This window comes from Rathayibacter sp. AY1B8 (assembly GCF_002932775.1).
Taxonomy (GTDB): Bacteria; Actinomycetota; Actinomycetes; order Actinomycetales; family Microbacteriaceae; genus Rathayibacter.
Genome location: NZ_PSWJ01000005.1, coordinates 95,879 through 118,794, shown reverse-complemented (window position 1 = coordinate 118,794; position 22,916 = coordinate 95,879). Strand labels below are relative to the sequence as shown.

The following is a 22,916-nucleotide window of genomic DNA, read 5'->3' as shown; positions in this document are numbered from 1 at the left end:
CCGGACCCGGCTCAGGGAGTGAAGAACGCCTCGATCGCCGCGGTCAGGGCGACCAGGTCGTCCACGTGGGCGAGCTCGCGCGCCGAGTGCATCGAGAGCAGCGGCACTCCCACGTCGACCGTGGAGATGCCGAGCCGGGTCGCGGTCAGCGGGCCGATCGTGGATCCGCACGGCACCGAGTTGTTCGAGACGAACTCCTGGTACCCGACCCCGGCGCGCTCGCAGACGCCCGCCCACAGCGCCGCGCCGCGCGCATCCGTCGCGTAGCGCTGCGTCGCGTTGATCTTGAGCAGCGGCCCCTTCCCGGCCACCGGCTGGTTCGCGGGATCGTGCTTCTCGGAGTAGTTGGGGTGCACGGAGTGGCCAGCGTCGGCTGAGAGGCACCAGGAGGCGGCGATCGCCCGGGCGCGCTCGTCGACGCCGGCGCCGAGGGCCGTGCCGATGCGCGAGAGGACGTCCTCGAGGAACGGCCCGCTCGCTCCGGACCGGCTCGCCGAGCCGAGCTCCTCGTGGTCGAAGGCGGCGAGCACGCTGATGTGCGCGGGCGGCGCCGCGGGATCGGCGCTCGCCGCGAGGAGCGCGACGAGGCCGGCGTGCACGGAGCTGAGGTCGTCCATCCGCCCGGCGGCGAGGAACATCTCGTCGAGCCCGAAGCGGCGCGGCGCCTGCGTGTCGGCGGTGAGCAGGTCGTAGCCGGCGATGTCGGAGGCGTCGTCGAGCCCGGCGTGCGCGGCGAGCAGCTGGAGCAGGTCGACCTCGGAGGCGTCGCCGATGCCGAACACGGGGACGGTGTGCTTCTGGCGGTCGAGGGTGAGGCCCTCGTTCGCCGTGCGGTCGAGGTGGATCGCGAGCTGCGGGATCCGCAGCAGCGGGCCGGTCCGGAGCAGGCGCGTCGAGCCGTCGCGGGTGACCACGCGCCCGGCCAGCTCGAGCTCGCGGTCGAGCCAGGAGTTGAGCAGCGGGCCGCCGTAGATCTCGACGCCGGCCTGCAGCCAGCCCTTCGAACCGATCGTCGGCCGGGGCTTGAGCATGAAGCCGGGGGAGTCGGTGTGGGCGCCCAGGATGCGGAAGGGCGTGGTCGCCCCGGAGCCCTCGGGCAGGTGCCAGGCGATGATCGCGCCGTCGCGGACGACGTAGTACCGGCCGGGCCCCGCGGGCCACGCCTGCGTCTCGTCCAGCCCCGTGAATCCGGCTCCCTCGAGGCGCCGTGCCGCCTCGGCGGCCGCGTGGTACGAGGAGGGGGAGGCGGTCAGGAACTCGGCGAAGTCGGCGATGTGGTCGTCACGCGTGGTCATCCCTCCAGTGAAGCACGCGGCGCGGCCGGGACGGGGAGGGTGCCGGGGGAGCCCCTGCAGCGGCCGTCACGGCCGGGCAGGGGCACCCCGGGGCGGAGGGTCAGCGCCGGGTCAGGTCGACGTCGGCCTCCGCGGCGATCGCCTTGATCAGCGCCGAGGCGTTCTCCCCGCCGAAGCCGGCGGCCATCGCCTCGTCGATGTAATGGCGGGCCGTCGCGACGCCGGGGACGGGCGCGCCGACGCTGTCCGCGTAGGCCTGGATCAGCCCCGCGTCCTTCTGCATCAGCGCGAGGGCGAAGGACGGCGAGTAGTCGCCGGCGACAGCCTGCTCGACCCGCTGCGGGCGTCATACTTCCCCGTTCGAGTCCGCGACGGCCGAGGACGCGGTCATCACGGACGCGGAGTTCAAGTCAGTTGCCGCGGATCTGATGAACATCCGCAGCACGATCGGGTACGTCTCGAGCAACCTCAACCAGCTCGCCCGGTTCGCGAACACGGAGAGCCGATTCCCCGACGAGGATCGCTGACTACCGCGCGGTCGTCTCTGAGTATCGGTGGCGATGAAGAGGCTGGCCGGCGCGTGATCCCGAGCGTGACCCGGGGCGGACGCATGTCCGGACTGATGAGCTACCTGCAGGGTGAGGGTCGGGCGAACGAGCACGTAGAGCCACACCTGGTCGCCGGTAACGGCGCGATCATGGCGGAGAACGGCTACGTCGAGTTGGACCGCGCAGCGGCCCTCGCGATCGCTGCCGATCTGGATGAGCCGCGCCGCGTCTTCGGGACGTCGGTCACCCGCGTCAAGGAGGTCACGGATCCGGAGACGGGCGTGTGACGTCGAAGGAGCGCGTTGACGCCGACGTGTGGCACTGCTCGCTCTCGATCAGCGCCGAGGAGGGCCAGCTCTCGGAAGAGAAGTGGGCCGAGATCTCCGAGCGGTTCGTGGAGCGGATGGGGTTCGCCGGCGCCGACATCGGCAAGGCTGATTGCCGGTGGGTGGCGGTGCGTCACGGCCTGTCGAAAAACGGTAACGACCACGTGCACATCGCCGTGTCGTTGGTGCGCGAGGACGGCACGAAGGCTTCTGTCCATCGCGACTTCTCGAAGGCGCAGACGATCACGCGGGAGCTCGAGCGGGAGTTCGAGTTGCAGCCGCTGCACGAGTCCGAGCGCGCAGGGGCGCAGCGCGGCGAGAAGCCGGCCGAGCGCGAGTCCGCGTCGCGCCGCGGCGGGACCGAGGTCGACGCGAAGCGGTTGGAGCGGAGCCTTCGAGCGGCGGCTACCGCGTCGCAGGACGAGGGCGAGTTCGTGCGTCGGATGCGCCGTGAGGGCATCGTGATCCGTCCGCGGTTCGCGGTCGGACGTGACGACGTCGTGGTCGGCTACTCCGTGGCGCTGTGCCCGGAGAAGGGCCAGCCCGTCGTGCGGCACGGAGGCGGCAGGATACCCCTCGACCTCACGCTCCCGCAGCTGCGGAAGGGATGGCCGGACCGTCCCGAGTCCGCGTCCGAAGCGGCGCAGGAGTGGCGTGCGACGTCGAAGAATCCGTGGCAGTCCCGGCCGGCGAATCCGGGGCGCGAGGAGAGCGAGATGTCTCCGAAGTTCTTCGCCATGTACGCCGAGGACATGCGCCGTCTGCATGACTACATCGCCTCCGTCGACCCGTCAGACAGGGCCACCTGGGCGCACCTCGCCCGCGAGGCGTCCGGCGAGTACGCGGCGTGGTGGCGGCGCCTGGAGCCGACGCCGGGACCGCTGGCCGAGGCGTCGCGGACGCTGGCCCGGTCGGCGCAGCCGCGGGCGGGCGAGTCGCGGCCGCGACCGGTCGCGATGCCGTCGACGGCAACGACCGCTGCGCTGATCCTGGTGCAGGCCAAGCGCGGCCAGAACGCGGCAGCGGAGGCTCTTCTGTTGAAGCAGCTCGCGCAGACCACCGCGTCGATCTTCCGTGCCGCGAAGGATGTCGGGGATCTGCACCGGTCGCAGGAGCTCGCGCGGATGATGACGCAGCGCCTGACCGTCGTCCGTGACGGCTACACCGCGCAGATCGCCGCCAACCAGGTCGCCGCGCTCCCGCCGGAGCAGCAGGCCGCGAAGCAGCGCGCAGAGCTCGCCGCGGGTCGCGGCGGGCCGGTGCCCACGCGCCTGACTCCCGCGGCGGAGCCGGCTGTACAGGTGCCGACCACGAAGACTGCCGGCACGCGTGAGCGCGACGGTTTCGAGAGATAGCGAGAGGGGACAGAGCTGATGAGCGATGGGGACAGCGTTGAGGATGAGGTCGGTCAGTCGGCGCGGGTCGCGCTGACCGTCGCGCTCCAGCTGGGCGACAAGTTCGCCCGACTGCGGGAGGACTTGGCGCGTGAGGCGCTGCGCACGAGCGAGGCCGACGCGCGCGCGCTCGCGGCCCGCTTCTCGGCTGAGCGCGACGTCGCGCGTGCGCAGATCGCTGTTGTGGATCGCCCCGACTGGTGGCAGCGCGCCGAGTTGCAGCAGGTCGCTGACGTCCTCTCCACGGCGCAGCAGTGGAAGGACCTCGACCCTGTAGCCGAACGTGCCACACAGGCCATCGCGCGTGAAGTCCAGGACCGCTACGGCGTCGACGTCGCCGACATCGCGGACAAGCTGCGCGGCGACCAGTCGGCCGACTTCTCCGCCGAGAAGGCCCTCGCTGTCGTCGCAGCCGCTGAGGCCACCGATCGGGTGCCCGAGTCCGGCCCTGCGGATCCGTTGAACGAGGTGAAGGCTCTGGCCGGCAATGACGCGGCGGTGGACGCTGCGATCGCTGAGAAGGTCCTGCAGCTCCTCACCGACGAGCAGCGCGCGGCCGTTGACGGAGGACGGGCGGAGAGCGTCGAGACAACCGTCGAAGCCGCAGCCGTCGCCGGGATGATGGACGCCGACCAGCGCCGCGCCGACGCCACGCGGGACGAGCCGACCACGCCGACCGACCAGGGCGGAGCGGAGAACGGTCAAGAGAACATCGATCAGGCGGCCGCGCTCGAGCTGAACGCTCGCGAGTACGAGGCGCAGGCCGAGGAAGGCGGAACCTCCGAGCAGACGCCCGACCAGCTGCGCGCCCTCGCAGACGACGCCCGCGCTCAGGCGCAGCTCTACCGGGACGGCGCCGGCGCGCTGACCGCCGCCGACAACGCCGCCGCCTCAGAGCTCGCTGCCGCGGGCGGGGATCTCCACCAGTCCATCGCTGCCGACGTCGAGGCAGGGCGTCTCGATCAGTTCGCGGCCGAGGCGGAAGCCGCTCGGCTCGGCAGGTTCGATGACAACTACCAACTGGCTCTCGACCGCGGCGACGTTGACGAGGATGTCGACTTCCTACTGAGCGAGGCAGACCGGTTCGATCGCGAGGCGGATGCCGGCGGAACAGCGACGCTGACCCCGGAACAGCTGCGCTCCGACGCTGCGGAGTACCGCGACGAGGCCGCCTACTTCCGCAACGAGCCCCTGCCCTCCCAGAGCGCCCGTACCGCTGACGCCGTTCCGGCTGGCGCCGAGGGGCGAGCAGACGCGCTGCGAGCAGAGAGCGGGATGTCGTACGACAGCGCCGCTCGCCGCACGGCCGCCGCGAACGAGATGAAGGTCCGCGGGATCCCGCAAGACGTCATTGACGTGCGGATGCGTGCCGACATCGCTCAGGGACGTCCGTCGAGCGATGTGGTCGCGCAGTCCGGTCGCGTACACGTGCCGAGAACCAACCGCGGACGTTCAGCAGCGCATTTGCCGGAGCGCGGCGAGCATGCGCGCTAGTTGGTGCTGCAGCACCATCGAGCGGTCGGCGCCGAGTCCGGCCGCTCGGCGGGTGGGCTACGGCGCTCCTCAACTGGGCGTGCCAAATCGATGGGCCTACTTCCCCATGTATTGCCTCCACCTCTTCTACGACAGCACGGCCATCGCGAATGAGATAAACGCCCATGGGATCCCGCGAAGCGTCATCGATGTGCGCATGCGCGCATAGATCGCTCAAGGGCGTCCGGTGAGCCAAGCGGTCACGCAATCCGGACGAGTGCTCGTGCCGGAGACCAGCCGCACACCTTCAGTGACCCGTTCGCCGCAGCCGAGAGCGGGCGCGTTAACCGCTACCCAGCACTGCCACCGGTGAGTTCATGCGTCGATACCGCCTGATGTGGTCATCAGTTCGTTACGAGAAGCAGCCACTCGTGTTGGTACTGCTGAAGTCCAGCAAGTCTCTCCGGGGTCACGTACGCACTACTCTCCTGTGCCAGGCGATACCACTCGTTCCATTCCTTCCTGACGGCAAAACTAAGCTCTCCCGACGTCCGGATCTGCCATCTTCCGTATCGGATGACGTTGGTGAAGAAATTCACAAATGGGTGCTCCGATGTGGCCTTAGCGGTATTGCGAGCTTCTCGTAGATAAACAACCGCATCCCAAAAGCCTTCATGCACGCGTCCCTGATCAGCCGGACTCAGATTATCTCGGTATTTTATCTGCCTCAATAAGATTGTGGCGACAGTATTGAGAGTGTAGCTATCACGATACGTTTCGAGCGCGCGGTTCGCGTATTGCCGCGCGATGACCGAAGCATGATCTTTATCGGCAGCGAGAGCACGTTGCTCCCAAAATCTCGCATTCCAGCTGAATGCGCCTTCAATAGTGGTGTAGAAATTGTCCAGCTCAGACCTGCCGATAAGGTTCGACAATTGGTCATGGTCGAGAACGTGACGCGACATACGATGAGCCCAAGTGCGATGCTTAATAGCATCGAGGCTCAATTGGGGGGCAAGTGCGAAGCATAGCCCAGTGACTACGTCCTTCATTTCCTTCTGCAGGACTACGCTGTCCGTCAGATACTCTGAGAAGAAGCGGTGCCGCAGCCGCAAGCGGCCGTTGTCGAGTCGAACGATCGATGCACCCATGTTGTCCGTCGCGAGCTTATCTTCAATCAATCGAGCGCTGATTCCAAGGGCGACAGCGACGACTCCCAGTGTTATGCCACCGCTTACTCGTGAGCCTAGGGCGGCAAGGATGGCGACGCTTCTAACGCTAGGGTCCGCGATCGAACGATAATCACGCTGAACTCTGGACTCAAACGCTTCGCCGAGCACGAGAACAGAAATGGCTCTGCTCATGGAGGTGACTCCCGCGTTCTTGAGTTCGTTGAAGGTAGGCATTCCCTTCATCGCCGACCATGGTCGAACCAGGCGATTCGATTGTTTCAGTTTAGTCCATAAGAGGATCAACTCTTTCTCGGTGAGAGTCTCCGGTATTTCGAATTCTGTGAACCGTCTGGTCGCGCGCAACTGTTCAATTGGACCCGAGCGGGCAACTGCTACTAGCCGAACCGGGATACCAACAGTTTCAGCATGTTGCAATAGCCTCTGTATCGAACTTGTGAACTCACTGGCAAAATCGATATATAAGATGCTTTCAGGATTTTCTCTAAGCTTTGCTATAACCGCTAGATGATCGAATTCGGAGTCGCCATCGAAGGAAAAGACGCGCCAATCCTGGTTCTCGAGTTGTCTCAAAGAGGAAAGGGCGACAGAAGATTTTCCACTGAAAGGCGGACCATAAATGAGGACGGGCTCACCTTGCTCGACTGCCCTGATGATCGCGGCCTGCATACTTCGCTCTACGATACTGTCGCTTGCTGCATCCGCATATTGCGGTTCTTCGCCGCCAAGGTAGTCATGCCAGGGCGATCGAGGAGTCCTAGCTATTGGTCGCCATCGTTCAAGAAAAGAGACAAGAGTTGGACTGGGGGCCCGGTTGGGCCCGGTGGGAACAAGACGCACTCTTGCTTCAACAAGCGAGTCTCGCATTCGAACTAGAAACTGTTCGGCAGTGCCGTCAAAGATTTTGATGTTCCACTGCGCAAAGTCCTCTATGTCCATCGCCGACGGGTTCGGCATAACGGCGATGGTTGGCTCTATACGAGATCTTCCGGCGGAGCGGGTGCGTAAAGAACTAATTAGGTCGACTTCGTGGTGTAGGGCAGCACCCAGAATCACAAACGGGTTGTCAGAAAGAACTTCTTGGAAACGGATTGGCCAAGATCGCGGCCGCAAGATGTACTCGTTATATTCGTCAATGGTAAACACCACGCCTTTGGATGGTGTTCTTGCGCTTCCGTGAAGGTGTACAATGGAGGGTGTTCCATAGTTCACCTCTTCGACTTGGTCCGTGAAATGGACTGAGCGGCAGTTGCCTTCTATGGATTCCTCGAGGGCATCATCAATATTCAGTGTCCACATCGTTTTCCACGAAACCGAGTGGATCATTTCGTACCAGGCCGGGGGTTGCGTGCGAGAGAATCGAGCTGCGATCCATTCGCTTCGTGATTGACCCGTGGTAGTCTTATGGCGTTCCGCGGCTCGAAAAATACGAGGTAAATCGGTTCGCTCGCGGTCGTTAACTGTTATTTGAAAGGTACTGGCCATCTCGGTGGCCATCTCGTCCCCGCCCGGAAGCGTAATCCCGTTCCGATCCTGAACGTCTCGAGAAGCACCTGCACCAAGAAGTAGGTGATACCGCTTGAGGACAAGGCCCTCGACGAGGGCGTTCCAGTCTTCGTCCGAGATGTTGTTGTGCACCAGGTGTCCAATCGAGCCGGCGAGGTTGTGAACGCAATGTAGCGTAAGAATCGCCAATGAGGGCTCGTCTGACGGGGAAAGTGGCTCGGAGGAGCGGTAGCGCATGCGCGGGGAGCGGCGATGTCGCGGGCGGGGTAGATCCGTTCTAGTACCAACGCGGTCACGCGCCATGTGCTCCTGGGCGTTCACTGATTGAGCGTAGAGCGTGAGATCTGCGCCCGAGTCAGTGGCAAACTCAAGACTGTCGGGTCCAAGCTCCGATAACCAACGTTATGTCAGTTCGCTGGTTGCAAGCTCTCCCGCAGCCGACCAGCTGGTGCGCCGGGACGCACCCGCCGTTCGTCACTCTTAACAGACGAGAACAAGCCCGGCGACCCGCTGCCCTACACACCCCTGCCGCCGCACTTCTTCGAGCCCGGACCGCTCACCTAACTCTCACATCGGCCCCTCACGCCACGTCAACCGATTTGTCACCGTTTTGGTGATTGTGGAGTAGCTCCGGCTGTGGAGACAATGAGCGGCTTCTCAACCGGGCGGTGTGGGCTGCTACTCTTCCGTCCTCCCGAGCGATGTCGCGGTCCTTGTCACATCCTCGATTGGTTTCCGGTGCTGCTCAAGCTCTCCTCCCGCGCCCGCATTGCGATGCTCTTGCTACTAGCGCTCGTACTGACCGGGCTACCCGCAACCCCTGCTGCCGCAGCGACAGCGTTCACGGCCGCGCCGGTCCCCACGGTCACCGGAACCACGACGGTGGGCTCGACGCTGACCGCTGTCACCGGACGTGGAATCCCGTGCCGACGTTCACGTATCAGTGGAAGCGCGGAACCACCGTGATCAGCGGCGCGACCACATCGACCTATAAGCCCGTCACCGCCGACGTCGGCGCGACCGTCACCGTCACCGTCACCGGAACGAAGACCGGCTNNNNGCGGAACCACCGTGATCAGCGGCGCGACCACATCGACCTATAAGCCCGTCACCGCCGACGTCGGCGCGACCGTCACCGTCACCGTCACCGGAACGAAGACCGGCTACACCACGACCTCCAAGACCTCCGCGGCGACCGCGGCGATCAAGGCTGCCGCAGCGACAGCGTTCACGGCCGCGCCGACGCCGACGATCACCGGGACAACCACGGTCGGGTTGACCCTGACGGCAGTGCCCGGGACGTGGAATCCCGTGCCGACGTTCACGTATCAGTGGAAGCGCCGAACCACCGTGATCAGCGGCGCGACCACATCGACCTATAAGCCCGTCACCGCCGACGTCGGCGCGACCGTCACCGTCACCGTCACCGGAACGAAGACCGGCTACACGACCACCTCGAAGACCTCCGCTCCGACCGCAGAGATCACCGCCGAGCTCCATGTCAAGGGCACTCTCAGCTCGAATCAGACTTGGGATGCAACAAACACCCCAGTTGTAGTGATTGACGACGATCTGATCATTCCGAATGGAATTACCTTGCAGATTCAGGGCGGGGTCGTCATCAAGTCTTACGGGGCCGGTATTCAGGTTTCGGGTTCGTTGCTCGCAAATGGCACCGCGACAAGCCCAGTGACATTCACCTCCCTCCGAGACGACACCATTGGCGGAGACAGCAACGGCGACGGAGACGTCACGGTCCCGAGCGCCGGCGACTGGCAGGGCATCGACGTCATCGACGCAGGCTCGCTCGTGAGCACATACGGGAACATCCGATACGCATCCACTGCCGTGAACGCAAACGCGGGAGCTAAGACCGTCGAGGTGTCCAATGCCACGATCAGCAACAGCGGATCGACTGGAATCGATGTTTGGGTCGACCGTTCCGGAGCGAACGCGGGAACCGCATCAGTGAAGATCCAGAACAATATCGTCCGCAACAGCGCTGGAATGGGGATCTTCGTTAGAGCGACTGGCCAACCGGAAGGTTCCGGAACACAGATCCCGATCCCTACCGTCCAGAACAATACGGTCACCGGTTCCGGCAGCACCGCGATTCACATCTTTGGCGACAAACTCGACGGCGCACTCCTGCGCGGAAATGGCGGCTCGAGCAACACCATCAATGGCATCAGTGTCTCGGGAAAGCTGACCACGAACGCATCCGTTCCCCTCGGAGGCCTTCCGCTCATCATTGATGACGGCACCTACTGGGCCGACGCCCTGACGATCGCGAGCAACGCCACCCTCACCATCAGCGCTGGTCAAGTCATCAAGTCTTATGGGGCCGGTATTCAGGTTTCGGGTTCGCTGCCCGCAAATGGCACCGCGACAAGCCCAGTGACATTCACCTCCCTCCGAGACGACACCATTGGCGGAGACGGCAACGGCGACGGAGACGTCACGGTCCCGAGCGCCGGCGACTGGCAGGGCATCGACGTCATCGACGCAGGCCAAGCGCACCTGATCGGCACGGACATCCGATATGCGAGCACTGCCCTGTACGTCGCAAGTGGAGCCGGTGCTGAGCTTCATGGCTGGGTGAGATTTACTACCGCAGGGGTGCAGGCGGACGGCTACGCCGACGTGACCAATACCGACTGGGGAGGCGACCCTACTGGCCCTGCGCCGCTCGGGGGAGGTCCTGCTGTTACCGGTGCCGGAGCAGTCATCGTCCCATGGGTCGGCTACGTCGCCCCTGTGCGGAAGACGCCAACTGCACACGCGACGTTGCCCGTTTACTACGATTGCAAGTCGATCGCCTTTATCGGCGCCCGTGGTTCCGGTCAGGTACCTCAATATTCCTTTGACTACAGCGACAATGCAGTCGAAACGGAGGAGGACTTCTTCGGTGACTACGTGCAGGAGATTTACAACAGTTACGCCGCGCTGGACTCGCGGTCTGTTAAACCGCTTGGCCTGCGATACGCAGCGGTACCTACTCCGGGAAATTATAGCCCGCTGCTGCAGGGATTCGTATCGCCGACGTCCTTCGCTGACTCTGTTTATGATGGAGCTGATCTACTATATGACCTACTTGACCAGGAGTCGCGCCGTTGTCCACGTGAGAAGTTTATTCTCAGCGGCTATTCCCAAGGGGGTATTGTCATTCACGAATTCCTTCGAATGCATGGCGGCGATACTGCTCTTATGGATAAGATCATCGGTGTTGCGCTTGTCGCGGACGGGTCCCGTGTCTCCTTTGGGGCAGAAGATAAATATGCCGGCCTTAACACAACAGAGACGGCTCAACCATATCCCGGGATTTGGGCATCCATTTTGTCCGGCAACGCAGGTGGGGCGCCGCCGATTCCGAACACCCTCGCCCAACGCACGGTCTCAATCTGTCATCACTTCGACATGGTTTGCGGAGTGACCTTCATGGCCAATATATTCCAGCACACCAACTACTCTGAGCCCGAACTACAGTTCGTTGCGGAGAAGCTTTACTCTAAGACCAGGTGAATTTGCTAATCGCGACTTGGCATGTCGTTGAGGTAGGCGGTCGAGGTCGAGCGGACGCCCTTGTTGTAGCTGGCGGAGGTCGTTTCGCGGTCGTAGTCCCCGACGAGCTCGGAGACGTTCTGGAGGAAGTCGTTCTCCTTCACGTTGCCGAGGTAGAGGAACGCGTTCGACGCGCTCCACAGCTTCAACATGCCCTCCTTGCCTCGTGCCGCTCATCCAGGCGTCGATCCTCCCGCCCGACGGCAGGCGCGCCTAGCCGCGAAGCCCGCGCCTCTGCGGGACGGAGGCGCCGTCGTCCCCGCGGCGGGATGGCGCCCGTCACTCCTGTGGTGGAAGCGCGGCCGTCACTCCTGCGCGCCCGTCACTCCTGCCTGCCCCTCACTCCTGCGCGCCCGTCACTCCAGCGCGGCCGCCGCGAGGGCGCGGTCGAGCCAGTCCGCGAGCAGCAGGCGCTCCGCGGGCGTGAGGCCGGCGAGCTCCGGTGCGAGGGCCCGGACGCCGACGAGGGCGGTGAGCCGCCCGCCGTCGCCGGGGGAGGGCGGGTCGGCGAGGATCCCCGCGAGCACGCTGTCGAGCGCGGCATCGGCGAGACCGGGGTCGCGGTCGGCGGCGGGGGTGGAGAGCAGGGTGGTGACCACGCCGGTGCCCGCCGCCTGGATGAGGCCGACGGCGCGCTCCTCCGGCACGCGGAGGCGGCCCTCGGCGGCCACGCGCTGCACGCGGGCGGCGAGGACCCGCCGCCCGGAGAGGGCGGCCGGCGATCCGGAGGCGCGGCCCGGATCGCTGAGGAGGCGGAAGAGCGCGGGGTTGGCTAGGCCGAACTCCACCTGCGCGGCCCAGCCCGCGCGCAGGTCCTCGACCGGGTCGACGCCCCCGGCGACGGCCGCCTCGACCGTCCGCGCTTTGGAGTCGACCCAGGTGGCCAGCACGTGCTCCGCGACCGCCTCGAGCAGGCCGTCCTTGTCGCCGAAGAGGCGGTAGATCGCCGGGGCCTGCAGCCCGGCCGCCTGGGCGACCGCTCGCGTGGTGACGGCGGCGGGGCCCTCGTCGCGGAGGAGGCCGGCGGCCGCCTCGACGATGCGCAGGCGCGTGTCGGTCGGAGGAGTGGGGCTGGTCACGTATCGACGGTAGCGCACGGTTGCTATCGGCGGAATTCCGTGGTTATCTTCCTCGTGGTATCGCTGATACCCCTCATCGGAAGGCTCTCCCCATGATCATCGTGACCGGTGCCACCGGCGCTCTGAACGGCGCCACCGTCGACCACCTCCTCGACTCCGTCCCCGCCTCCGGGATCGCCGTCGTCGCCCGCGACGCCTCGAAGACCGCCCGCTTCACGGAGCGCGGAGTGGAGGTGCGCGTCGGCGACTACGCCGACCCCGCCTCCCTCCCGGCCGCCTTCGACGGAGCGGATCAGCTGCTCCTCGTCTCCTCGAGCGATCCGCGGGCCGACGCCGTCGCCCTGCACCGCACCGCCGTCGAGGCGGCCGTCGCGGCCGGAGTCGGACGGGTCCTCTACACGAGCCACCAGGGCGCCGCCGCCGACACCCCCTTCGGCCCGGGCCGGGACCACGCGGCGACCGAGCGCCTGCTCGCCGAGTCCGGACTCGCCTGGACGTCGCTCCGCAACGGCTTCTACGCGCACAGCCTGGGTCTGTTCCTCGGACCGTGGCGGGAGACCGGCGTGATCGAGGTCCCCTCGGACGGTCGCGTCTCGTGGACGGCCCGCGAGGACGAGTCGGAGGCGGCCGCCCGGCTCCTCCTCTCGGGGAGCCCGCACGACGGGCCGGTCACGCTGACCGCGGCCGAGGCTCCGACGTTCGAGGAGATCGCCGGGATCGCGGCCGAGGTCGGCGGGCGACCCGTCGAGCTGCGCGTCCTCGGCGACGACGAGTGGGTCGCCGCGCGCGTCGCGGCGGGTCAGCCCGAGTTCCTCGTGCGCTTCACCCTCGGGATGCACCGGGCGGCCGAGCGCGGCTTCTTCGCGGGCACCGGTCCCGAGCTCGGGCGCCTCCTCGGACGCGAGCCGCGCAGCGTCCGCGACCTGCTCGAAGCCGGACAGGCAGCCGTCGCCGGATGACGCCGGGCGGGCCGCCCCGGGCCCGCCCGCGTGACGAGGCGCCGCGCCGTCCGTCGAAGCGCGGCCGAGGCGGCGGCGTCTCGGCGTCAGGGCGGTTTCCCGGCTCCCCCCGCACGACGACGGGAGCCCGCCGCACCGGTGAGGTGCGACGGGCTCCCGAGGAGTGCCGTGCGTCAGCCGCAGCTGCGCGCGCTGTAGGGCGCGGTGGCCGTGGCCGTGACGGTCTTGCCGCCGACCGTGGCCGTGCCGGTGACCGTCGCCTCGCCCGCGGCGAGCTGCGTCGAGCGCACCGTGAACGCGGCGGAGCCGGAGGCGCCCGGCTTCACGCCGGCGATCGTCTTCACGCCCTCCGGGGTGCTGATCGAGACGTCCATCGGCACCGTGTCTCCGTTCCTGCCGACGACCGTCAGCACGACCTTGCCGGCGACGCAGCGCGACGTGGCGGTCGCGCTCACCTTCAGCGAGGACTGCACGGTGACCGTGACCTGCACCGGCATGCGCGACGCGTCCTGCGCGACGCCCGAGACCGTGAAGGTCCCGGCCGTGGCGTAGGCGGCGGGCGCGACGGCGTCCCAGGCCACGTCGACCGTGCTGGTGGTGCCGGCGGCGGTCGTGATCGTGGCGCGGGGCAGGACCGGCGCGGTGCCGACCGTGGTCGTCGCGGTCAGCGGAGCGACCGAGGCGACGGCCAGGCCGGGGGCGTAGCCCTCGAGCACCTTCTGGTACTCGGAGCGCGTCACCGGGATGACCGTGCCGTGGCGCGGCTTGCCGCCGTCGGCGTTCTGCGGCAGGCCCGTGCGGAGCTTCGCTCCGAGCGGCTGCCAGGAGTCGCCGTTCGCGAGGTCGTCGGTGCCGAACGGGATGTAGTGGTTCGGCCCGTCGTGGTAGTTCGGCTGGTCGATGAAGAGGAACCAGTCGAGGCCGTTCACGTCGCCCTCGTTGGCGGGGAAGACGTTGGGGCCCTCACCGCTGGTGAAGGTCTTCCCGGGCTCGCCGTTGGGCAGGCCCGAGGCCACCTTCTCCTTGACCAGCGACCACTCGTCCGCCGGTCCGCCGGTGCCGGGCAGCGAGCCCGAGACGGTGGCCAGCAGGTCGGTGCTCTTCTCCTCGCGGAGGGTCATCGACGCCTCGTCCTTGGTGAAGCGGTAGTAGGTGTCGCCGTCCTTCGCGACCGTCGAGTCGATGGTGCCCTTGCCGGCGCCGCGCTTGACGTCGATCCACGGCTTCGCCTCCGAGAAGGAGGTGAAGTCCTCGGTCGTCGCGTACATCATCTGGTTGTAGGTGACGGAGGCGCGATCGGCCGTGTTCGTGGTCGGGTACATGTTCGAGGCCCAGAAGACGACGTAGGTCTGGAGCTCGTCGTCCCAGTACGCCTCGGGGGCCCAGGTGTTGCCGGCGAAGTCGGTGGAGACCTTGACGTGGCGCTGGGCGGACCAGTTCACCAGGTCGGTCGACTCCCAGACCTCGATGTACTTCGAGCCCGACTTCTGCGCGGTGTCGAAGCCGCCGGGGAGCCCGTCGATCTTCAGGTCGGTGGCGAGCATGAAGAACTTGTCGCCCTCGTGCGAGCGGATGATGAACGGGTCGCGCAGGCCCATCGTCCCCAGGTTCGAGGTGAAGACCGGCTTGCCGCCGTTCAGCGTGTTCCAGCTCAGCGCGTCGTTGCCCTTCGAGGCGGCGAGGCTGATGCGCTCGGCGCCGTCGCCCTCTCCGGTGAAGAACGCCCAGACGTACGCCTCGGTGTCGTCGGTGCCGGCGGGGAGCGGCTGCACCCGGAGGGTGAAGTCGCGGGTCCGGGTGGTGGATCCGCTGGTCGCGGTCGCGCGGACGACCACGTCGATCGCGGGGCTCCCGGTCGCGGGGCGGTCGACGTCGATGGTGCGGGTGCCGGCGGCGCTGCCGTCGCGGACGGTCGCTCCGCTCGGGCTGACGACGCTCCAGGCGATGCTCGAGCCGAGCGTGCCGGTGGTGGGCACCGAGACGTTCGTCCGGATGTCGCCGACGTTCGGGATGGCGATCGCGGCGAGGTCGCGCTGGACCTTCGTCGCGTCGTCCAGCTGCGCGGCGACGCGCACCGCGTAGTCGACCGAGCGGGTCTCGGTGCCGACCCTGTAGGTGGCGGTGAGGGTGGCGGTGGCGTCCGGCTGCCCCGCGGCGGGGCGCGTGACGGTCGCGGTGCCGCCGGTGATGGCCACGGCCGCGCTGTTCGACGTCCAGGTGATGCCGACGCCGCTGGCGGTGGTGGGCACCGTGAAGCCGGCGGTCGCCTCCGTGGGCACCGTGACCGACGCGACGGCGCGGTCGAGGGCCTGCGAGGAGTAGAGCGCCTGCACGGAGCTGCTGCTGAGGGCGCTGTCGTAGACGGCGAAGTCGTCCATCTCGCCGTTCCAGCCCGGGTCGTTGTAGGTCGAGCGCGCGATGTACGCGACGAGCGACGGGCCGAACGAGGAGACGTCGCGGGCGATTGTGCTCTGCGAGATCTGCGCGCCGTTGACGTACACGGTGAGCTTGCCGGTCGAGCCGTCGATGACGGTCGTGTAGAGCGAGAGGCCCGAGGGGGTGCGCGCGCCGACGGTCGGGGTGCCCGTCGCTCCGGCTCCGACCTCGGTGTTGTAGGGAGCGCCCGCGTTGACCGAGTTGGTGACGACCGACTTGGTGTAGCCGAAGAGGTTGCTCGGGTTGAGCAGCCAGTAGCCGGAGGAGAACGAGGCGCCGGAGGCGACGGGCGCTCCGACGAACGCGGCGGCGACGTTGCCCGTGCCGCCCTTGTGGGCGAGCCAGGTGGAGAAGGTCAGGTCCTTCTTGCCGACGAGGCCGGCGGTGGGGACCTCGAGGTAGGGGGCGGCCGCGGCGGATCCGCCGGGGAGGCTGATGAGCCCGTTGCGGAACTGGGCTCCGGAGCCGCGCAGCGTCGCGCTGTAGCCGTTGCCGCTGGTGTCGGCGACCGTGGTGCCGGTGGGGGCGGTGTCGAACGTGTAGTGGAGGAGCGGGGTCTCGGTGGCTCCGAAGGCGGAGCTGGGGACCGTGGCGCCGAGCAGCGCCGTGGCGGCGACGGTCGCGACCGCCAGAGCGGTCCTCACCGCCGATCGTGATCGTCTCATGCAGCTAGGCCCTCGTGATCGGGTGCGGCGTCGAGGCACGATCCGCAGGGCCGCGGAGGTGTGCGTCTTCGCACGGAATGTGAACCTGAACATCCTAGATCGCGGTATCGGATCCTGACCAGACCCCGGGAGAGGTCTGCGGGCTCCTGCAGAACGCACGCCGAGAGCGCGGTCCCTCGCCCGCCGACGCACAGGCCCTCCTCTCCGCCGACGTTCTGCAGGAGCCGGCCGGGTGGCACGATGTCCGCATGGCCTCCGACCGCCCCGTCCTGCTCGTCGTCGACGTCGCCGACGGCGGCCGCGAGGATCCCGAGTTCGAGATCGAGCTGCAGCTGCTGACCGCGAGCGTCGTCTCGGCCGCCACCGCCGCGGGCTTCGTGGTCGACCGCGTCCCTGCCGAGCAGGCCGGCGCCGCCGAGCTCGAGCGCCGGCTCGCCGCCGCCGACGCCGTCGTGGTCACCGGAGGGGAGGACGTCGACCCGTCCCTCTACGGCGGCCGACCCGACGACCCGCACCGCGGCCAGTCCTTCCCCGCCGCCGATCGCGCGCAGATCGCGCTCGTCCGCCGGGCCGTCGAGACGCGGACCCCGCTGGTCGGGATCTGCCGCGGGATGCAGCTGGTCAACGTCGCTCTCGGCGGCGACCTCGTGCAGCACCTGCCCGGCGCGGGTCATGTCGGCCGGTCGGTCCCCGGCGAGCACCTGTCGGGGATGGTCGACCACCGCGTGGCGCTCGAGCCGGGCAGCGCCCTCGCCGGCATCCTCGGCGCCGCGGAGCTCGTCGTCCGCAGCTCCCACCACCAGGCCGTCGACCGTCCGGGCGAGGGCCTCGTCGTGGTCGGCCGCGCCGACGACGGCACCGTCGAGGCCCTCGAGCACGAGTCCGCGCCGCTCTGGTGCGTGCAGTGGCACCCGGAGGACGCGGGCTCCCACGGCACCGTGCTCACGGACCTGCTCGAGGCGGCGCTCGCCGCGACCGCTACTTGATCGACCCGCGCATCACTCCGCTGACCACCCAGCGCTGCGCGAAGAGGTACACGATCAGCAGCGGCGCCATCGCCATCAGGTAGGACGCGAAGGCGACGGTGTAGTTCGTGTTGAACTGCCCCTGGAAGACGTACTCGGCCAGCGGCAGGGTGCGGGCGGACGGGTCCGAGAGCACCACGAGCGGCAGGATGAAGTCGTTCCACGCCCACACGCAGGTCAGGATCCCGACGGTCGCGTTCATCGGGCCGAGCAGCGGGAAGATCACCTGCCAGTAGGTCCGCCAGGTCGAGGCGCCGTCGGTGCGCGCCGCCTCCTCGAGCTCGATGGGGATCGAGCGGATGAAGGCGGTGTAGATGAACGTGTTGATCGAGAGCCCGAACACGGCGTAGAGCAGGATCAGCCCGGCCTGGTTGTCCAGGCCCAGCAGAGCCGTCTCCTTCACCACCGGCAGCATGATGATCGGGAACGGCACGAAGACCGCGGCGAGCAGGTAGAAGTAGACGCCCTTGAAGAACGGCCTGTGCATGTTCCGGGCGACCGCGTAGGCGACCATCGAGTTCGAGAACAGCGTCAGCACGACGGCTCCGACCGTGATCAGCGCGGTGTTCACGAAGGCCTGCGGGAAGCGGGTCGCCGTCCACGCCTCGGCGAAGTTGCCCCAGGAGATCGAGGTCGGCAGCTCGAACCCGGTGCCGCCGAGCTGGTCGGGCGTCTTCAGCGCGGTCACGACGGCGAAGTAGAGCGGCAGGAGGATCGTCAGCGAGCAGACCGCGATGAGCGCGGTCGCCCACCAGTTGATCCGGTAGGTGTCGCGGGAGGGCCGGCGCCGCCCCTCGGGCTCGCCGAGGGCGATCGCGGTCGTGGGGGTGATGGTCGATGTCATCAGAACGACGCCTCTCTGCGGCTGAGGACTCGGAACTGGATCAGCGAGACCACGATGATGATGAGGAAGTAGAGGACGGCGTTGGCCGTCTGATAGGCGTACTCGCCGCCCTGGAAGCCGCCGCGGTAGATCAGCAGCGTGATCGACTCCGTCGAGGTGCCGGGACCGCCGTTGGTGAGGGCGATGATGTGGTCGAACACCTGGAGGAAGTTCTTCATCGAGATGACCATGTTGATCGTGAAGAAGGAGGCGATCAGCGGGAACGTGATCGAGGTGAACTGCCGCCACCTCCCCGCTCCGTCGAGCGAGGTCGCCTCGTAGAGCTCGCCCGGGATGGTCTGGAGTCCGGCGAGATAGATGATGATCGAGAAGGCCGAGGCCTGCCAGACCGCCAGCACCACGATCGCCACCCACGCCCAGTCGGCGTTCGCGAGGATGTTCTCGCCGATCACCGGGATCGCGCCGAGGATCTGCGGCAGCGAGTTCGCGAAGAGGTACTGGAACACGTAGCCGATGACCAGGGTCGAGAGCACGTAGGGGATGAAGTAGATCCCGCGGAACGCCGTCTGGAACTTGATCCGCGCGTTGAGGGCGACGGCGATGGCGAGCGAGATCACGTTCACCAGCACGGTCGCCACGATCGCGAAGCCGAAGGTGAACCCGTAGGCCTTCCAGACGCGGTCGTCCTGGAGGAGCGCGAGGTAGTTCGAGGCGCCGATCAGGTCCCAGGAGCCGTAGCCCGCGTAGTCCGTGAAGCTGAAGAAGATTCCGGTGAGGACCGGGACCGTGTGGAGCACGAAGAAGAGCAGGACGGCGGGGACCGTCATCCAGTAGAAGGTCTTCGAGGTGCGCCCGATGGTGCGCTTGCGGCGCGCGGGCGGCGGAGGAGTGGTCGCCACCGCCTGCGCGGCGGCCGTCGTGGTCGTGGTCATGGGGTCACTTCCTGGTCGTGCGTGCCGCGACTTTGCGCCACTCACTGTCGAGGGTCCGGAGCGCCGCGTCGGCGTCCCCGCTGGCGAGGAACGCCTGGAGCGTGGGGTTGAGCGGGATGCTCGCGGGGATCTGGTGGTCGACGAAGCCGATCAGCCGTCCCTGCTCGAAGTAGGGCTGCAGCTCGGCCAGCGTGGGGTCCGAGTTGGGTGCGGCGCCGACCAGCGGCGAGAAGGCGGCCTGGCTCTCGACGTACGGCTCGACGACTCCGGGGGTCAGCAGGAAGTCGACGAAGCGGCGGGCCGCGTCGAGCTTCGGAGTGCCGCGGCCGATGGCGACGGCCACGTCGACGCCCGAGGTGACCCGCGTGTCCGCGGGGTCGTCGAGCACCGGGTAGGGGAAGACGCCGAGATCGATGTCGGGGTTGTTCGTGCGCACCGGGTTGATCGCCCAGATGCCCTGCGGGTACATGGCCGCCTCGCCCGCGGCGAAGGCCTGGTTGCCGTCGTCGTAGCCGCGGCCGAACGAGCCCTCCTGCGTGTACGAGAAGAGCTGCCCGAGCCGCTCCATCGTCGTCGCGTAGTCCTTCGTGAACGAGACGGGGGAGTCGGGGCCGAGTGCCGCTCCCTCCTCGCGCATCGCGTCGAAGAAGCCGTCCGGCTGCAGCTGCCCGCCGAGCGCGTTGAAGGCGGGGGCGCCGGTCCAGTTGTCGAGCAGGGCGCCGTAGAAGGGAGTGATCCCTGCGGCGGTGAGCGTCTCGCAGACGGCGATCAGCTCGTCCCAGGTGGTCGGCACCTCGATCCCGTTCTCGGCGAAGATCGTGCGGTTGTAGAGGATCCCGTCCGCGTTGTTCGCGAAGGCGAGCGCGTTCACCTCGTTCCCCTCGAAGCTGCCGAGGGCGGCGAGGATGTCGAGGGCCGCCGGGTTCACCCGCTCGACGAGCTCGTCGCCGGTGAAGTCGTGGAACACGCCGGCCTTCGCGAGGTCGGCGTAGTAGCCGCTGCCGTTCAGGGTCAGCACGTCCGGCACCTTGTCCTTGACGAGCAGGGTGCGGATGGCCGTGTCGGGGTCGGGCACGTTGTTGGCGACGACCCGGATGTCCGGGTTGGCCGCCTCGAACTCGCGGATGATCCGCGCGAAGTCCTCCACCGCCTCCGCCTTGAACTGGAAGAAGTCGAGCGTGGTCACTCCGTCGCCGGCGCCGGGGGAGGCGCAGGAGGCGAGGGCGGCGGCGGACGCCGCGGCGAGCGGCACCGAGAGGAACAGCCGCCGGGAGAACCCGGGGGGATGCGGATGAGCGGACATGCGGCGCCTCCTTGCGCGTGGGGACAGGTCTCAGGGCGCGCTCGACCGCGGAGGGCGGTGCGAGAGCAGGTGCGGCGGCGGGGGAGCGGGGTCGGCTCCGGCGCCGGGAGGGCGGGTCAGAGGGCGGTGAGCACGAGCACGACGAGCTGCTCCGGATCGAGGACGGGGGCCTGGAGCCCGACGGTGCCCAGCACGCGGCCGCGGAGCGCGGTCCCGTGCTCGGCCCAGCCGAGCGGCGACTGCCCGGGGCCGCCGAGCGGCGACGTGACCGGGGCGAGCGCCACGGAGTAGGTGCGCTCCGGATCCAGGCCCGGGAGCGTGATCCGGCCGGGCGGGTAGGTCTCGCCGGTGCGCAGCTGGGCGAAGGTGAAGAGGGCGGCGGAGCGGTCGGCGGCGACGACTCCGGAGAGCGAGGCGGCGTCGTCGGCGAGGTCGGCGCGCACGACCGTCCCGGTGTGCAGCAGCGCCCGGTGCTCGCGGTGGAAGGCGACCCAGGCGGTCAGCTCCTCCTCGACGGCGGGGGCGAGATCCGAGACGTCCCACTCGATGCCGAGGTGGCCGGGCAGCGCGGTGCCGGCGCGGAAGGCGAGCGAGTGGGTGCGCTGCGTCGAGTGCGACCGCGGCCCTCCGATGTGCTGCCCCATCAGCTCGGGCGGCACCACCAGCTGGGTGAAGGGCTGGATGGTCTGCCGCTCGAGCGGGTCGATGCAGTCGCTCGTCCAGATGCGATCGGTGCGGGCGAGGATCCCGAGGTCGACGCGGGCGCCCCCGGAGGCGCACGACTCGATCTCGACGCCGGGATGCCGGGAGCGCAGCTCGTCGAGCAGGCGGTAGAGCGCGAGCACGTTCTCATGGACGGCGGAGCGACCGGTGGCGGGCGAGACCGCCTCGATCACGTCGCGGTTGTGGTCCCACTTGAGGTACGCGATCGGGTACTCGATCAGCAGCGCGTCGAGGGCGTCGAGCACGTGCTCGAACGCGCCGCGCTGCGAGAGGTCGAGCACCTGCTGCTGCCGCCCCGAGGCCGGGAGATGGCCGGCAGGGCCGAGGATCCACTCCGGGTGCGCGCGGGCCAGGTCGGAGTCGGGGCTGATCATCTCGGGCTCCACCCAGAGGCCGAACTGCATGCCCAGGCCGGTGACGACGTCCGTCAGCGGGGTGAGGCCCTCCGGCCAGACCGCGGGATCGACCATCCAGTCGCCGAGCGCGGCGGTGTCGTCGCGGCGGCCGAGGAACCAGCCGTCGTCGAGCACGAAGCGCTCGACCCCGATCCGCGCGGCCCGCTCGGCGAGGGCGGTGAGGCGAGCGAGGTCGTGGTCGAAGTAGACGGCCTCCCAGGTGTTCAGGGTGACGGGCCTCGGAGTGACGGGGTGCTGCGGGCGGGCGCGGAGCGACGCGTGGAACCGGGCCTGCAGAGCGCTGAGCCCGTCGCCCCAGGAGCCGTAGGCGACCGGGGTCTCGTAGCTCTCGCCCTGCGCGAGCTCGATCTCGGCGGGCCGCAGCAGCTCGCCGGCCGCGAGGAGCGAGACGCCCTCGACGGTGCGCTCGGCGCGGAGCGAGGTGTCGCCGCTCCAGCCGAGGTGGACGCCGTGCACGAGCCCGCGCTCCCAGCCGAAGCCGGGCGTGCCCGCGGCGAGGAGGAGGGTCGCGTCGGCGCCGGGGCGGCCGCGGCGGGTGCGGCGGGTGTGCTCGCCGATGGTCAGCGGGCGGCGCTGCGGGTGGCGCTCGCGGAGGTGGTGGCCGGTGGTGTCGAGGATCTCGCGCGCGGTCGCGGGGAGCGGGAAGCCGAGCTCGAAGCGCTCGAGGCGGAACGGGCGGGCGTCGAGGTTCTCGACCCGGGCGCGCTGGGTGAGCAGGCCGGCCGCGTCGACCTCGAGGTCCACGGTCAGGCGCACGCCCGCGCCGGTGGCGACGGTCCGGAGGGCGGAGCCGAGCGCCTCGATGCTCTCGACCTCGAACCGCTCCGACGCGGCCGCGCGCTCGTGGGTGCCCTCGAAGGTGGGGGCGTGCTGCCAGCCGTCGGCCTCGACGGCGACGAGCCCGAACGGCGCGAAGGCGTCGAGCCCGCCCGAGACGCGCTGGGGGAGGGCGGCGTCTGCCAGGGCGGATAGTTCGGCGGCGGAAAGATCTCCGAGCGCGGCGCCCCAGTGCACGATAGTGGGGAAGGTGACGAGGCGGGCGTCGACGACGACGCTGGTGCCCCCGTCCTGCAAGTGGAAGAGGCGCGATTCCCGGCCGGAGAGGGTCACGGAGTCGTTCGTGGGGGCGATGCTGCGGTGCATGGCTTATTTCTAGAGCAGAAGTAATAGGGGTGTCAAGAGCGGCAGGAGTGGCCGGATCCGTTCCTGGTTCGGCGCAGTGCCGGTAGCTTTCTACCAGG

General features: G+C 68.1%; 15 protein-coding genes and 1 pseudogene. 6 read left to right on the top strand and 10 right to left on the bottom strand.

What is annotated here, in order from left to right:
- Positions 1-11 precede the first annotated feature (11 nt).
- Both C5C63_RS05625 and C5C63_RS05620 read right to left on the bottom strand, forming a co-directional pair.
- A complete protein-coding gene (locus tag C5C63_RS05625; RefSeq protein WP_104291874.1) occupies positions 12-1,295 on the bottom strand; it encodes a M18 family aminopeptidase in 1,284 nt (427 codons plus the stop codon).
- Between the two features lie 100 nt (positions 1,296-1,395).
- Positions 1,396-1,614, bottom strand: a pseudogene (locus C5C63_RS05620) (NAD-binding protein); the annotation flags it as partial.
- Between the two features lie 303 nt (positions 1,615-1,917).
- On the opposite strand from C5C63_RS05620, the gene C5C63_RS05615 reads away from it, so the two are divergent.
- Genes C5C63_RS05615 through C5C63_RS05605 form a run of 3 tightly spaced genes read left to right on the top strand, consistent with a single transcriptional unit; the run spans position 1,918 to position 5,057 of the window.
- Positions 1,918-2,130 carry a hypothetical protein gene (locus tag C5C63_RS05615; protein ID WP_181110564.1) on the top strand — a complete coding sequence of 71 codons (213 nt, stop codon included), beginning with the start codon at positions 1,918-1,920 and terminating at the stop codon, positions 2,128-2,130.
- Complete coding sequence (locus C5C63_RS05610; protein ID WP_104325645.1) at positions 2,127-3,524, top strand: relaxase/mobilization nuclease domain-containing protein; 1,398 nt, start codon at positions 2,127-2,129, stop codon at positions 3,522-3,524. The genes C5C63_RS05615 and C5C63_RS05610 overlap by 4 nt, the downstream gene beginning before the upstream one ends.
- An 18-nt stretch (positions 3,525-3,542) precedes the next feature.
- Positions 3,543-5,057, top strand: a complete 1,515-nt coding sequence (locus C5C63_RS05605; RefSeq protein WP_104250478.1) for a hypothetical protein — start codon at positions 3,543-3,545, stop codon at positions 5,055-5,057.
- A 383-nt stretch (positions 5,058-5,440) separates the two neighbouring features.
- On the opposite strand, the gene C5C63_RS05600 is transcribed toward C5C63_RS05605, so the two are convergent.
- Entirely contained in the window at positions 5,441-7,864 is a 2,424-nt protein-coding gene (locus C5C63_RS05600; RefSeq protein WP_181110563.1) for an SIR2 family protein, read from the bottom strand.
- A gap of 939 nt (positions 7,865-8,803) precedes the next feature.
- Between C5C63_RS05600 and C5C63_RS05590 the strand changes: the two genes are divergently transcribed.
- Positions 8,804-11,254 (top strand): cutinase family protein, encoded by a 2,451-nt coding sequence (locus tag C5C63_RS05590; RefSeq protein WP_104325643.1) that lies wholly within the window; start codon positions 8,804-8,806, stop codon positions 11,252-11,254.
- Positions 11,255-11,259: 5 nt separating this feature from the next.
- Here C5C63_RS05590 and C5C63_RS05585 read toward each other — a convergent pair whose 3' ends face one another.
- Together C5C63_RS05585 and C5C63_RS05580 are read right to left on the bottom strand one after the other, a co-directional pair.
- Positions 11,260-11,445, bottom strand: coding sequence for a TraM recognition domain-containing protein (locus C5C63_RS05585; protein ID WP_104250476.1), 186 nt, complete (start codon positions 11,443-11,445; stop codon positions 11,260-11,262).
- Between the two features lie 204 nt (positions 11,446-11,649).
- Positions 11,650-12,372 (bottom strand): TetR/AcrR family transcriptional regulator, encoded by a 723-nt coding sequence (locus C5C63_RS05580; protein WP_104257463.1) that lies wholly within the window; start codon positions 12,370-12,372, stop codon positions 11,650-11,652.
- Between the two features lie 92 nt (positions 12,373-12,464).
- Between C5C63_RS05580 and C5C63_RS05575 the strand changes: the two genes are divergently transcribed.
- The gene (locus tag C5C63_RS05575; protein ID WP_104257462.1) at positions 12,465-13,331 is read left to right on the top strand and encodes an NAD(P)H-binding protein; all 867 of its coding nucleotides are present in this window, start codon (positions 12,465-12,467) and stop codon (positions 13,329-13,331) included.
- Positions 13,332-13,504: 173 nt separating this feature from the next.
- On the opposite strand, the gene C5C63_RS05570 is transcribed toward C5C63_RS05575, so the two are convergent.
- Entirely contained in the window at positions 13,505-16,411 is a 2,907-nt protein-coding gene (locus C5C63_RS05570; protein ID WP_181110562.1) for an immunoglobulin-like domain-containing protein, read from the bottom strand.
- A gap of 269 nt (positions 16,412-16,680) precedes the next feature.
- Between C5C63_RS05570 and C5C63_RS05565 the strand changes: the two genes are divergently transcribed.
- Entirely contained in the window at positions 16,681-17,418 is a 738-nt protein-coding gene (locus C5C63_RS05565; protein WP_104257460.1) for a gamma-glutamyl-gamma-aminobutyrate hydrolase family protein, read from the top strand.
- Here C5C63_RS05565 and C5C63_RS05560 read toward each other — a convergent pair.
- From C5C63_RS05560 to C5C63_RS05545, 4 genes are all read right to left on the bottom strand, one after another.
- Positions 17,411-18,301, bottom strand: coding sequence for a carbohydrate ABC transporter permease (locus C5C63_RS05560; protein ID WP_347877594.1), 891 nt, complete (start codon positions 18,299-18,301; stop codon positions 17,411-17,413). The two genes, C5C63_RS05565 and C5C63_RS05560, sit on opposite strands and share 8 nt — an antisense overlap.
- Complete coding sequence (locus C5C63_RS05555) at positions 18,301-19,233, bottom strand: carbohydrate ABC transporter permease (RefSeq protein WP_104225874.1); 933 nt, start codon at positions 19,231-19,233, stop codon at positions 18,301-18,303. Before C5C63_RS05555 ends, C5C63_RS05560 begins: the two co-directional genes overlap by 1 nt.
- Before the next feature lie 4 nt (positions 19,234-19,237).
- Entirely contained in the window at positions 19,238-20,536 is a 1,299-nt protein-coding gene (locus C5C63_RS05550; RefSeq protein ID WP_104291867.1) for an ABC transporter substrate-binding protein, read from the bottom strand.
- A 116-nt stretch (positions 20,537-20,652) separates the two neighbouring features.
- Positions 20,653-22,818 carry an alpha-galactosidase gene (locus C5C63_RS05545; protein ID WP_104291866.1) on the bottom strand — a complete coding sequence of 722 codons (2,166 nt, stop codon included), beginning with the start codon at positions 22,816-22,818 and terminating at the stop codon, positions 20,653-20,655.
- Between the last annotated feature and the right edge of the window lie 98 nt (positions 22,819-22,916).